The organism is Tsukamurella sp. 8F (assembly GCF_029167375.1).
Taxonomy (GTDB): Bacteria; Actinomycetota; Actinomycetes; order Mycobacteriales; family Mycobacteriaceae; genus Tsukamurella.
This window is the reverse complement of sequence record NZ_JARFTP010000003.1, coordinates 73,170-86,000: the sequence shown is the minus strand read 5'-3', so window position 1 is coordinate 86,000 and position 12,831 is coordinate 73,170. Positions and strand designations below refer to the sequence as shown.

The 12,831-nt window shown below is 68.7% G+C and carries 9 protein-coding genes; 1 reads left to right on the top strand and 8 read right to left on the bottom strand.

Annotation, left to right across the window (positions count from 1 at the left end; all coding sequences use genetic code 11):
- Nucleotide 1: 1 nt before the first annotated feature.
- Nucleotides 2–2,599: a tetratricopeptide repeat protein gene (locus P0W64_RS03195; RefSeq protein ID WP_275478614.1), complete on the top strand. Its 2,598-nt coding sequence runs from the start codon at nt 2–4 to the stop codon at nt 2,597–2,599.
- An 88-nt stretch (nt 2,600–2,687) separates the two neighbouring features.
- On the opposite strand, the gene P0W64_RS03190 is transcribed toward P0W64_RS03195, so the two are convergent.
- From P0W64_RS03190 to pta, 8 genes are all read right to left on the bottom strand, one after another.
- Nucleotides 2,688–3,458, bottom strand: a complete 771-nt coding sequence (locus P0W64_RS03190; RefSeq protein WP_275478613.1) for an SDR family NAD(P)-dependent oxidoreductase — start codon at nt 3,456–3,458, stop codon at nt 2,688–2,690.
- Between the two features lie 55 nt (nt 3,459–3,513).
- On the bottom strand, nt 3,514–4,563 hold the full coding sequence (locus P0W64_RS03185; protein WP_275478612.1) for an aldo/keto reductase: 1,050 nt from the start codon (nt 4,561–4,563) through the stop codon (nt 3,514–3,516).
- Nucleotides 4,564–4,937: 374 nt separating this feature from the next.
- Nucleotides 4,938–5,744 (bottom strand): ABC transporter ATP-binding protein, encoded by an 807-nt coding sequence (locus P0W64_RS03180; protein WP_275478611.1) that lies wholly within the window; start codon nt 5,742–5,744, stop codon nt 4,938–4,940.
- Nucleotides 5,741–6,829, bottom strand: coding sequence for an iron chelate uptake ABC transporter family permease subunit (locus tag P0W64_RS03175; protein ID WP_275478610.1), 1,089 nt, complete (start codon nt 6,827–6,829; stop codon nt 5,741–5,743). The genes P0W64_RS03180 and P0W64_RS03175 overlap by 4 nt, the downstream gene beginning before the upstream one ends.
- Entirely contained in the window at nt 6,826–7,932 is a 1,107-nt protein-coding gene (locus P0W64_RS03170; RefSeq protein ID WP_275478609.1) for an iron ABC transporter permease, read from the bottom strand. The genes P0W64_RS03175 and P0W64_RS03170 overlap by 4 nt, the downstream gene beginning before the upstream one ends.
- A 106-nt stretch (nt 7,933–8,038) precedes the next feature.
- Nucleotides 8,039–9,574 (bottom strand): adenylate/guanylate cyclase domain-containing protein, encoded by a 1,536-nt coding sequence (locus tag P0W64_RS03165; RefSeq protein WP_275478608.1) that lies wholly within the window; start codon nt 9,572–9,574, stop codon nt 8,039–8,041.
- The gene (locus P0W64_RS03160; protein ID WP_275478607.1) at nt 9,574–10,719 is read right to left on the bottom strand and encodes an acetate kinase; all 1,146 of its coding nucleotides are present in this window, start codon (nt 10,717–10,719) and stop codon (nt 9,574–9,576) included. Before P0W64_RS03160 ends, P0W64_RS03165 begins: the two co-directional genes overlap by 1 nt.
- Nucleotides 10,716–12,809 carry a phosphate acetyltransferase gene (gene pta, locus P0W64_RS03155; RefSeq protein ID WP_275478606.1) on the bottom strand — a complete coding sequence of 698 codons (2,094 nt, stop codon included), beginning with the start codon at nt 12,807–12,809 and terminating at the stop codon, nt 10,716–10,718. Before pta ends, P0W64_RS03160 begins: the two co-directional genes overlap by 4 nt.
- Nucleotides 12,810–12,831: the final 22 nt, after the last annotated feature.

Here is a 12,831-nt window from a genome sequence, read left to right as displayed (position 1 = left end):
TATGACGAACGACGAAGCCGCCCAACAGGACCCAGGTCCAGCCACGCAGCCCGCAGCCGATCCGATCCCCGAGTCCGGGCCGCCGACCGAGGCGACGGTCACCGACGGGCCGCCGACCGAGGCGACGTCGGTGCCTCCCGTGTTCACCGACCGCGCCGTCGGCGGTCCCCCGCAGGACGCGGGCGACACCGGCGACAGCGACGAGGACGCGTTGCCCGAGGTCGGCACCCGCGTCACGTACGTGCCACCACCCGACATGCCGACGCAGGCGCAGCCGCGCACCGAGCCGACGCAGGCGCAGCCGCACACCGAACCGGCGCCGACGGGCCCCGCTGCTGGAGAGCCGGTCTCGAAGGCCACGGCGCCGAGCCCTGCGCCGCGGGCGGCTCCGAAGCAGAAGCCGATGCGGACACGTACCCGGGGCGATTCGTCACCCACACCGTACGACTCCGGCATCGACACCGGTCGGACGCTCGCGACCAGCCGCATCTCCAGCCTCGGCATGCCGGCCACACGGATCTCGGGACGGCGGCGCGTGGGCGGCGGACTGGTCGAGGTCCCCGCCGTCACTGCGGTGGACCCTGCCGACGCGATCCGAACCAACCCGATCATCGCCGAGGGCCGCCGCTTCTGCTGGAACTGCCGCCGCCCCGTAGGACGGGATTCGGGTGGCGAAGCCGGTGCACTGGTGGGGAACTGCCCGCACTGCGGCGCCCACTTCTCCTTCGAGCCGGCGCTCGAGCCCGGCGACATCGTCGCGGACCAGTACGAGATCCAGGGCGCCATCGCGCATGGCGGCATGGGTTGGATCTACCTCGCCACCGACCTCAACGTCGTGGACCGCCCGGTCGTGCTCAAGGGGCTACTCAACTCCGGCGACGCTCAGGCGCAGGCCGTCGCGGTCTCGGAGCGGCGCTTCCTCGCGGAGATGACACATCCGTCGATCGTGAAGATCTACAACTTCGTCGAGCATCCCGACCCGGACGGCACCCTGATCGGTTACATCGTGATGGAGTACGTACCCGGCAAGACGCTGAAAGATATTCTGGCCGATACGGATACGCAGGTGGAGGTGGAGCAGGCGATCGCCTACATCCTCGAGATCCTGCCGGCGCTCAGCTATCTGCACTCCCTCGGTCTCGCGTACAACGACCTGAAGCCGGACAACATCATGATCAGCGAGGAGGACGTCAAGCTGATCGACCTGGGCGCCGTCGCACCCCTCGACGGGTACGGATACATCTACGGCACACCGGGTTTCCAGGCGCCCGAGATCGCGAAGACCGGCCCGACGGTCGCCTCGGACATCTACACCGTCGGCCGTACGCTGGCCGTGCTGACGGCGCATGTACCGATGGAGAAGGGCCGCTACACGGACGGTCTGCCGTCACCGTCGTCCGAGCCCAACCTCGAGCGCTACAACTCTCTGTACCGCCTGCTGGTCAAGGCGATAGACCTCGACCCGGCGCGCCGCTTCACGACCGCCGCGGAACTGACCGATCAACTGCTGGGCGTTCTGCGCGAATGCATCTCGACCAAGTCGGGCAGCGCGCGGCCCGGCCTCTCGGTGGTCTTCACGCCGCAGCGGTCGACGTTCGGCACCGAGCTGATGCTCAAGGCCGTCGATCCCGATCCGGACGTGCACCAGGACTCGCTGCTCGAACAGGAGGTGCTGGCTGCGCTGCCGATCCCGATCGCCAACCCGAACGACCCCGCGGCCGGCGTCCTCGCGCTGACCATGCGGTCCGATCCCACGCAGATCCTCGACTCGCTCACCGAGCTGCGCGCGACGATGGCGGGCACCGTCGAGATCGATCTGGCTGAGGCCCGCGCCCACCTCGAACTCGGTGAGGTGGACGCCGCGGCGGACCTGCTGGAGGGGCTCGCCGCGCGCGAACCGAACCGGTGGCAGGTGGCGTGGTACCGCGGCGAGACGGCCTTGATGGAGGGGCGGTACGCCGTTGCGTACGACCACTTCGAGTCCGTCACGGATCAGGTCCCCGGTGAGGCCGCGCCCAAGCTGGCCGCGGCGGTTGCCGCCGAGTTCTGCTGTAGCACCGGCGAACCCGATCACGAGGCGTGGTTGCTACGGGCTCGCGAGCGCTACGAGCTGGTGTGGCGGACAGACCGCGGCATCCTGTCGGCGGCGTTCGGCGCGGCGCGGATGCGGCGGGCGGCGGGTGATGTGGCCGGCACCGTCGAGGTCTTGGACCAGGTGCCGTCGACCAGCCGGCACTACCACTCGGCACTGTGCTCGTCGGTGGTGACGCTGGTCCACGGGCGCGACCTCGGCGACATCACCGAGCCGGAGTTACGGGAGGCGGCCCGGCGCCTGCGCACGCTGCCGAAGTCGGAGTGGCGGCGTCTGCAACTGCGCGCGCTGGTGCTCGGGGTGACGCTCGGGTGGGTCCAGCACCGGAATCAGCACGGGCGGTTGAACGATCGTCCCAGCTTCCTCGATCACGAGCTCACCGAGGTGGGACTGCGCCGGGCGACCGAGCACGCCCTGCGCGATCTCGCAGCGCTAGCCGAACGCAAGCGCCAGCGACACGCTCTCGTCGATCTGGCCAACGCGATCCGCCCCCGGACGATGTGGTAGCCCGGCCGCGCGCTCTCGCGAGCACCCTGTCACCGATGCTCGGCGGAGTTCCTCGTAGAACCCGGACGGAGCACGCACCATCCGGTGGCTACCGCTGGTCTCCCTCCAGCGCCACGTCGGTCTGTGCCCACAGCAGGTCTTGATATTCGACGATCCTGGACTTCATCGAGGCCGGGACGATCGTCCGATAGCGGCTGTCACCAGTCGCTACTCGCACTATCGTGTCGATGCAGCCCTGCGGGTCGATCTGGTTCGCTAGGAAGTCGGAGAAGTCGTGATCGGACTGCGGGGCCCGCTCGATCAGTCGCTCATTGAACCCCGTTCTGAACGGACCGGGCTCGACCACCCGAACGTCGATTCCGTGTGGCAGCAGTTCCTGATACGAGGCTCGCGCAACGACTTCGAGCGCGTGTTTACTGGCGCCGTAGGCGCCGGCGCCGGGGGCTACGAAGAGCCCGGCGACGGACGTCACGAACACGATCCGGCCCTGCCGGCCGGCCGAGATCATGCGCCGTGTGAAGAGTTGAGTCAGCTTGAGTGTGCCGAAGACGTTGACATCGAATGTGTGACGTACGGCCTCGATATCGGTCAACAGAATAGGCCCCTCGGCGCCGGTGCCGGCATTGTTGATCAGCACGGTCGCCTCGAGTCGTGCCGCTCGCGCGATGTCGTCGTCGTCGAGTAGGTCCAGCCGCAGAACTTCTGCGTGCTGTCCGTTCTCTGCCAGGGCGGCTCGAGTCGTCGCGATCTGTTCGTCACGTTCCACCGCCGCGAATACCCGATGGCCCGCCGCCGCGAGCGCGGTGGCCGCCCCGAGCCCGAAACCAGATCCTGCTCCGGTTACCAGAACTGCTGCCATGATGCGTTGTTCCTCTTCACGATCGGTGATTCATATCGAGTGACCTGATACGGATTCACTCCGGAACGACGGGCATCTCGAGTGATGTGCCCGCCAGCGACCGCGCACGGAGTGCATCGCCCGCGTCTCCGTACGGGTAGCCCGAGATCGGTTTGCTCGCGCGGTCCAGGGTTTCGATCTGTTGTGGCGACAGTCTGATCGGTATCGCCGCGAGGTTGCCTCGTAGCTGCTCGAGCGTCCGGGCACCCAGGAGGATCGACGACACCCCGCGTCTGGCCCGGAGCCACGCCAATGCAACCGCCGACGGTGACCCCTCGACCTCCTCTGCGATGCTTCGCACGACCTCCAGAACCGACCACGATCGCCCCTCGCGGGTCTGAGATGCGTACATCGCGCCCATCACCGGGTCGCTGAGCCTGGTGTCGGCGTCGGGGTCCGTTCCGGCTCGGTACTTGCCTGTGAGGATGCCACCTGCGAGGGGAGAGAAGATCAGGGCTCCGACGCCGTTCTCGATAGCCGCGGGCAGGAGTTCCCACTCGACCTGCCGAGCAAGAAGGTTGTATTGCAACTGGACCGTGACGGGGCGTGCCAGGCCTTCGGCAGCGGCCGTGTCGACGGTCTTCTGGATCTGCCAGCCGGTGAAGTTCGATATCCCGCCGTAGCGGATCTTTCCCGACCCGACCGCATCACTGAGAAAGGCCAGGCTCTCGTCTATCGGGGTGTGGGGGTCCCAGGAGTGCAGCTGATACAGATCGACGGTATCGACCCGAAGACGACGGAGGCTGGCCTCCAGTGCGCGCGCGAGGTGCCGCCGGGACGAGCCGCCGCCGTTCGGATCCGCACTGGTAGGGAATCGTGCCTTGGTCGCGAGCACGATCCGGTCGGTCGTCGTCGCCCCACTCCGCCGCAGCCACTCGCCGATGATCTCTTCGGTCACGCCGCGTGCGTAGACATCGGCGGTGTCGATCAACGTGCCGCCTGCCTCGATGAACAGGTCAAGCTGTTCGAACGCCTCCGCTTTCGGCGTCGTATCGCCGAAAGTCATTGTGCCGAGCCCGAACTCGGACACCGCGGTTCCCGATCTTCCGAGCGTGCGATATTCCATGTGGCCTCTCCTCGACCTGGTCGGCTTCCGCGCCGCTCACACCGCTCCGCGAGGGAGACCTGCGCGGAGCGTGGTAGGGCCCGGGATCGCAGCTGCGTAGATCCCGGGTGCGCCCCCGACTACTGCGAGCTTCGTGGATGCCTTTTCATCGGGCGGCACGTGTTATGTAGCGCATCCCGTGGTCAGAACCATATGCGGTACCGCACACCTATAGGCCGGCTGAAGGGATCTGACAGGTTGGAGGTCTCCGGTGCAGGATTGTGCCGCGTCCGACCCGTCGAATCACGGATTGTGCGCACGTTACCGGCCGCGCCTCGATCGGTCCCGGCAGCCACCACCTCCACCCTTTCAGCCCGACGCCGGGCCGCGGCAGATCAGGCCTCGTGCACGTGCCGCCGGCCGATGGGCACGATCAGCGGTTTGTCGCTGACCGGGTCCTCCATGACCCGCGAACGCAGCCCGAACACGTCGTACAGGAGTTTCTCGCTGATCACATCACGCGGTGCACCCTGCGCTACCACGGCGCCGTCGCGCATGACGATGATGTTGTCGCTGTAGCGGACCGCGAGGTTGAGGTCGTGCAGCACCATCACGACCGTGCGGCCGGAGTCGGACAGCTCGTCGACCAGGTCGAGGACGTCCAGCGCGTGGGACAGGTCGAGGTAGGTGGTCGGCTCGTCGAGCAGCAGCATGTCGGTGCCCTGCGCGAGGGTCATGGATATCCACACGCGCTGCCGCTGCCCACCGGACAGTGCGTCGACCGGTCGGTCGGCGAGGTCCCGCACACCGGTCTGCGCGAGCGCCGCGTCCACGACATCGGCGTCGTCGGAGGACCACTGCCGCAACCACGACTGGTGCGGGTGTCGGCCGCGTGCAACGAGATCCGCGACGGTGAGGCCCTCGGGCGCCGACGGTGTCTGCGGCAGCAGCCCCATCTTGGTGGCGACGTCGCGCGTGCGCATCTTCGCGATGTCCTGGCCGTCGAGCACGACGTGCCCGGCTTTGGGTTTGAGCAGCCGGGACAGCGCGCGCAGCAGTGTGGACTTACCGCACCCGTTGGGACCGATGACGGTGGTGACGCCCGCGGCGGGGATGTCCAGGTGAAGGTCGGAGATGATCAGCCGATCTCCGTATCCGACGGCGATGCCGCGCGCACCGAGGCGCGAGATGGTCTCTGTCATTTCTTGGACGCCTTCAGGTTGTTGCGGACGAGCAGGTACACGAGGAAGGGGCCGCCGACGCCCGCCGTGACGATGCCGACGGGAAGCTGAACGGGCAGTATCACACGCGCCACGAGGTCGGCGCCCGTCAGCAGGAACGCCCCGGTCAGGGCCGCGGGGATCAGCGGCGGGGCGGGCAGCCGGGTCAGGCGCATCGCCACCTGCGGCGAGACGAAGGCGACGAAGGCGATCGGTCCGGACGCCGACACCGCGATCGCCGCGAGCAGCACCGCCGCGATCAGCAGCACCGCGCGCGTGACGGTGAGAGGGACGCCGAGCCCGCGGGCGACGTCGTCGCCGAGCTGAACCGCCTTGAGCGCGAATGCCGCACCGAGCGCGACGACCGCGGCGATACCGCCGACCACCGCGACCGCGGTGACCTGCGACCACGTCCGGGCCTCGAGCGACCCGACCAGCCAGGTCTGCGCGCGCGCCGCATCGCGGATGTCGGCGCGAACGATCATCCACGTGATGAGCGCCTGCATGAGCGCAGTGATCGCGACACCTATCAGGATCAGGCGCATGCCGTCGATACCGCCACGGAACGCGAGGACGTAGACCAGCACGCCCGTCAGCAGGCCGCCCACCAGCGACGCCGCCGGAAGCCCGACGCCCTCCGTGACGGCGGCGGCGAGACCACCGGTCGAGGTCACGAGGAACACCGCGAGCACACCCGCACCGGCTGTGATGCCGAGGATGTCCGGGCTGGCGAGCGGGTTGCGGGCGATCGACTGCACGATCGCGCCGGACATCCCGAGCGCGGCGCCCACGAGGACGCCCACGAGTGCCCGCGGCATGCGGAGGTCGTGCACGATGAACACGGTCACGCTGTCGCCCTGCCCGAAGATCGCCCGGACCACATCGACGAACGAGAGCGGGAAGTCACCCAGCCGGATGCTCAGGCAGAACACGACGAAGGTGCCCGCAGCGAGGACGCCGCTGACCAGTACCGGCCAGGGCCGCAGAACGAACGAGAGGACGGGACCGAACCGGGCGGCGCGGGGCAGCGGCGGGACATCGGGGCGCGTCTGCAGATCGGAGCTCACAGCTTGGCCGCCTTCCGCCACCACACCAGGACAACGAAGAACGGCGCGCCGACGAGGGCCAGCACGATGCCCACCTCCAGCTCGCCGGGCCGCGCGACTACGCGGCCGATTATGTCCGCGGTCAACAGGAGCACGGCACCGATCAGCGCCGAGTACGGCAGCAGCCACCGGTGGTCGGGGCCCGTGATGAACCGTGCGACGTGCGGCGCCATGAGGCCGAGGAATGCGATCGAACCGCAGGCCGCCGTACCCGCTCCCGCGAGCAGCGTGACGGCGACGATGCCGAAGCCGCGCGCTAGCCCGACGTTGAGGCCGAGTCCCTTGGCCACGTCGTCGCCCAGGTTGAGCAGGTTGATCGCCGGACCGTTTGCGAACGCCAGCAGGAGCCCGAGTATCAGGAACGGCGCGGTCGCGACGATGACGTCGTAGCCGCGACCGGAGACTGCGCCCGCGTTCCAGAAGCGCAGGGCATCGAGCGTCTGCTGGTCCGAGAGCGCGACCGCGGAGGTCATCGCCGACAGGAAGATCGAGACGCCGGTGCCCGCGAGGACGAGCGTGAGCGGCGACGCGACGCCGGAGCCCACGCTGGACAGACCGAACACCACCACGGCCGCGATCGCGGCACCGAGGAATGCGAACCACACGTACTGCAGCGGGTGGTCGAGCCTGCCGAGGTAGACGGTCACGACGACGGCGAATGCCGCCCCCTGAGTGATGCCCAGCAGGCCGGGGTCCGCGATGGGATTCCGCGTATGGCCCTGCATGAGCGCGCCCGCGACCGCCAGGGACGCCCCGACCAACACCGCGAGCAGCGTACGCGGCACCCGCAGGGTCTGGACGATGATCGCAGCCTCGTTGAGGTCCCTGTTCGCGACGCCCGGCCCGGTCGAGTAGCGGTAGAACACCGCGTCCCAGACGGTGCCCGGCGAGATCGCGCGGGACCCGATGGCCAGCGATGCGATCACCGTGACGGCGAGCGCGGAGACCAGAACCACGATCCCTACGAGGCGGCGCCGACGACGCCCCGCGCCGGCCCGGCTCGCGCCCGCGCGCCCGGCCGCGCCACCTGCCGGTGCGTCGGCTGCGGACTGTTTCAGACTCACCCCAGCGATGATAGGTTAACCTTTCCTACTCGCTTGCATGAGCCTCCTCACCGGCGTCCACGCGGGCGGTCGCCACGTGCCCGCTCCGGCGCCACCGCCTCACGGCCTAGGTTCCGGAGAGATACACCTGCGTGGGAGCAGTCCGCCCGCGGAGCACTGTCGCCGGTCCGGGCCGCCAGCGGCCGGCCTCGTCGACACCGGCGGCGATCACCGCCGGGGCCGAAGCCCAGGGAACGGAGGGGTCGGCCTTCGCGGCCGACGAGAGGCGGGCGGCCTCGTTGACCGGATCACCGATGACGGTGTATTCGAAACGGTCGGCAGCACCCACGTAGCCGGCGACGACCACGCCGTAGGACACGCCGCAACCCGCCCCGATCTCCGGCACCTCGACGACGAGGCGCCGCGTCATCACCCGCGCAGCGGCCAGGGCACAACCCGCGGGATCGTCGAGTTCGGTCGGCGCACCGAAGATCGCCAGGACCGCGTCGCCCTCGAACTTGTTGACCAGTCCACCGTGCCGGCCCACCTCCTCGACGACCACGGCGCAGAATCGGTTGACGAGCGAGACGACCTCGATCGGCGGGCGGGTGGCGGCGAGCGTCGTCGAGCCGATCAGGTCGATGAAGATGACTGCGACGGTGCGCTCCACGCCACCCAGTGCGGGCGCGGACTCGATGCTCGCGCGCGCCACCTGCTCGCCCACCTGCCGCCGGTAGAGGTCGCGCACCACCTCACGTTCGCGCAGCCCGCCCGCCATCGAATTGAACCCGGCCTGCAGGACCCCTAGGATCGACGCGTCGTAGACGGTGACCTCCGCCTCGTAGCGGCCGCGCTCCACCTTCGCCATCCCGTCGATCACGTTGCGCAGCGGCGCGGCCACGCGGGACTGGTTGAGCAGGGTCATGGTGATGCCGGTGACCGCCGCCACCGCTGCGAGCACGAGCGCGCTCATCGCGAGCTGCGTGATCGTGACGTCGCCGACGATCATCGCGAACACCATGATCATCGTGATCCCGAGCAGCGGCAGACCCGAACCGAGGGCCCACGCGCCAAGGGACCGGGTGAGCAGCCCATGCGTACGCTCGGACGGCACGTGGGTGCGCAGCACTATCGCGGCGACGGGGCGCATGCAGAACTCCGCGAGCTGGTACACGACGCCGCACACGACGAAACCACCGAGCACGCTGATCCCCACCACCTTGGGCACGAGCCGCAGGTCGTGCGATCCGTACAGCACACCCATCAGGACGGCGCCGGACAGCCAGCAGCTCAGCTCGACGGTTATGAGCCAGCGCGGCAGGTTCAGGGCGCGGCTCGCGTCGCGATCCGACGGCACGCGGTCCCGTTCCATCCACGCGAGGCGATGCCAGATCACGGTGATACCGATGACATGGGCCGTCATGAAGGCCGCCGCGATGAAGGCGGGCACGACCACCGCGTTGACGAGGAGCAGATCCGGAGCGAACACGCTGGGCGCCGGGATCCCGACAGTGATCAACAGTACCGCGAAGCCTGCGCCCACGGCGTTGGCCAGCCAACTGGTCAGGACGAGCAGAGCGGTCACGCGCACGCGCCGCGCGCGCCTGCTCGCGCCCCGACGGCCGAGCAGGACGGAGCCGAAGTCCCCGCCCGCCTGGCGCATCAGACGGCCACTGCGTCTCGGGCTATGGCCAGCTCCTCGTTCGTGGGTACGACGAGCACGGCGACGTCCGAGCCGTCGACGTCGATGCGCGTCGGCTCGGTGATCCGGCCGGTGCCGGACGGTCCGGCGTTGCGGTCGCCGTCGACGGCGATGCCGAACCGCTCCAGCCCTGCGAGCGAGTCCGCCCGGATACCCGGATCGTTCTCGCCGACGCCGGCGGTGAAGGTGATCGCGTCGACGCCGCCCAACTCGATCATGTAAGCGCCGATATACCGCCGCAGGCGGTGCACGTACACCTCGTACGCGAAACGCGCGGACTCGTCGCCGTCCGCGATGAGTCCCCGCACGGAACGGAAGTCGTTCTCCCCGCACAGCCCCTTCAGTCCGGAGCGGCGGTTGAGCAACTCGTCGATCTCGTCGACGCTCAGCCCGATGGCGCGACGCAGGTGCAACACCAGCCCCGGGTCGACGTCGCCGCTGCGGGTCCCCATGACCAGCCCTTCGAGTGGGGTCAGGCCCATCGACGTATCGACGGCGCGCCCGCCGCGCACGGCCGATGCGGACGCGCCGTTGCCGAGGTGCAGGACGATCTGGTTCACCTCGTCGGCGGGGCGGTCGAGTAGACCGGGGACGAGTGACGAGACGTAGCGATGCGACGTGCCGTGAAAACCGTAGCGGCGCAGGTCGTACTGTTGCGCGAGCTGCTTGTCGATGGCATACGCCGCAGCCTCCGCGGGTAGGTCGAAGAAGAACGCCGTATCGAAGACCGCGACCTGCTTGGTGTCGGGCAACAGCTCGCGTGCGACCTCGATACCCTCCACGTTGGGCGGGTTGTGCAGCGGTGCGAGCGTGGAGAGCCTGCGGATCTCATCGACGACGGCGTCGTCGATGATCGTAGGACGGTGGAAGCTGCGGCCGCCGTGCACCACTCGATGCCCGACGGCGGCGAGTCCGTCGAGGTCGATCCCCTTCTCGCGGAACTCGTCGAACACCTGGCGCAGCGCGACCCGGTGATCAGGGACCACCTCACCGATCCGCTCGACGATTCCGGAGACGAGCACCTCGCCCGAATCAGGGTGCAACAGTTGATACTTCAGCGACGACGACCCCGAGTTGAGGACGAGCACGGTGGGGTCTGTGGTCACTTGCTTCCCTTCGCCTGCGCCTGGATCGCGGTGATCGCGACGGTGTTCACGATGTCTTCTACCAGGGCTCCGCGCGAGAGGTCGTTGATCGGGGCGTTGAGCCCCTGCAGCACAGGACCGATCGCGACCGCACCCGCCGACCGCTGCACGGCCTTGTAGGTGTTGTTGCCGGTGTTGAGGTCGGGGAAGACGAGCACCGTCGCGCGCCCCGCGACGGGCGAGTCCGGCATCTTCGCCGCGGCGACGCTCGGCTCGACTGCGGCGTCGTATTGGATCGGGCCCTCCGCCAACAACTTCGGTTCACGCTCGTGCACGAGCCGCGTGGCCTCTCTGACCTTCTCGACGTCGGCGCCCGAGCCCGACTCACCCGTCGAGTACGACAGCAACGCCACGCGCGGATCGATGCCGAACTGCGCAGCGGTCTCCGCAGAACTGATCGCGATGTCCGCGAGCTGCTCCTGCGTCGGATCGGGCACGACGGCGCAGTCGCCGTACGCGAGAACCCTGTCCGGCAGACACATCAGGAAGATGGACGACACGGTCGAGACCCCGGGCTTGGTCTTGATGATCTCGAAGGACGGCCGGATCGTATGCGCCGTCGTGTGAGCGGCCCCGGAGACCATGCCGTCCGCGAGTCCTAGATGCACCATCAGCGTGCCGAAGTACGAGACGTCCTGGACGGTCTCGTGTGCACGTTCCAGTGTCATGCCCTTGTGCTTGCGCAGCTCGTAATAGGTCTGGGCGAACCGCTCGACGAGGTCCGTGGCGCGCCTCGGATCGATCACCGTCACCTCTTCGAGGTCTACGCCGAGCTCCGCCGCCCGCGCACGCACCCTGGACTCCGAGCCGAGGATCGTCAGATCGGCGACCTCGCGGCGCTGCAGGCGGCCCGCGGCGCGGAGGATGCGGTCGTCGTCACCCTCCGGCAGCACGATGTGCCGGCGGTCGGCGCGAGCGCGCGCGAGTAGCTGGTACTCGAACATCTGCGGGGTGACGACCTCCGGATTGGATACCTGGAGCGTGTCGAGCAACTCGTCTGAGGGGATGTACTTCTCCACGAGTGCCGTCGCGACGTCGATCTTGCGGACGGACTGTATTCCCACCCGTCCACGCGTGTCCGCGGCGATGCGGGCCGTGTCGTAGGTCCCCTGCGGGACCGAGATGATCGGCACGGACGGGGCGAGCCCCTCGACGAGGGTCCCGATCATCGGGTGCGGCGTGTACCCGCCGTTCAGCAGGATACCCGCGAGCGAGGGGAAGTTCGAAGCGCGGTGCGAGTTCACCAGCGCCAGAAGGACGTCCGAGCGATCCCCGGGCGCTACGACGGCGACCCCCTCGGTGAGACGCTCGAGGATGTGTTCGGCGGTCATACCGCCCACCAGGACAGACATCGCCTCGCGCGAAAGGAGTTCCGGGTCGCCCCACAGCATCCGGCCGCCGAGGGCGTCGAGGAGCTCGCTCATCATCGGCGCCACGAGCACGGGCTCCTCGGGCAGAGCCCATGCGGGGCGATCCGTGGCGCGTAGCGCAGCAGCGGTGTCCGCCAGGCGATCCGGAGCGGTGCGGTTGGCGACGACGGCCGCCGTGTGCGCGTGGTTGTTGCGGATCTCGGTCATCGCCTGCTCCGCGACGGCGGCGACCTGCTCGGGCGTCCGGTCCAGCGCCTTCACAGCGAGGAGGATCGAGGCGCCCAGGTTCACCGCGATGCGCGCGTTGAAGGCGAACTCCGTCGGCGTCGTGACGTCCGTGTAGTCCGACCCGAGCACGAGCACGAAGTCACACCGGTCCTCCACCGCGTGGAACCGGGTGACGATCTCGTTCAGCGCCGCGTCCGGGTCCTCGTGCACCTGCTCGTAGGTGACGCCCACGCAGTCGTCGTAGTCCAGGTCCGCGGTGGCATGCTCGAGCAGCAGTTCGAGGATGTAGTCGCGCTGCCCGGACCCCGTGACCCGGGGGATGGGCCGGAACACCCCGATGTTCCAGCCAGTGGAGGCCAGGAGGTTCATCGCGCCCAGCGCGATCGTGGACTTGCCGGTGTCCCCTTCGGAGGACGCTATGTAGATGCTGCTCGTCTTCGGGCGCGCGACCATGGGCACCACTATCCCATTCTCA

Excerpts from the sequence above, each read along its gene's own strand:
- P0W64_RS03195 (WP_275478614.1), top strand. The coding sequence starts at position 2 with ATGACGAACGACGAAGCCGCCCAACAGGACCCAGGTCCAGCCACGCAG.
- P0W64_RS03190 (WP_275478613.1), bottom strand. The coding sequence starts at position 3,458 with ATGGCAGCAGTTCTGGTAACCGGAGCAGGATCTGGTTTCGGGCTCGGG.
- P0W64_RS03185 (WP_275478612.1), bottom strand. The coding sequence starts at position 4,563 with ATGGAATATCGCACGCTCGGAAGATCGGGAACCGCGGTGTCCGAGTTC.
- P0W64_RS03180 (WP_275478611.1), bottom strand. The coding sequence starts at position 5,744 with ATGACAGAGACCATCTCGCGCCTCGGTGCGCGCGGCATCGCCGTCGGA.
- P0W64_RS03165 (WP_275478608.1), bottom strand. The coding sequence starts at position 9,574 with ATGCGCCAGGCGGGCGGGGACTTCGGCTCCGTCCTGCTCGGCCGTCGG.
- pta (WP_275478606.1), bottom strand. The coding sequence starts at position 12,809 with ATGGTCGCGCGCCCGAAGACGAGCAGCATCTACATAGCGTCCTCCGAA.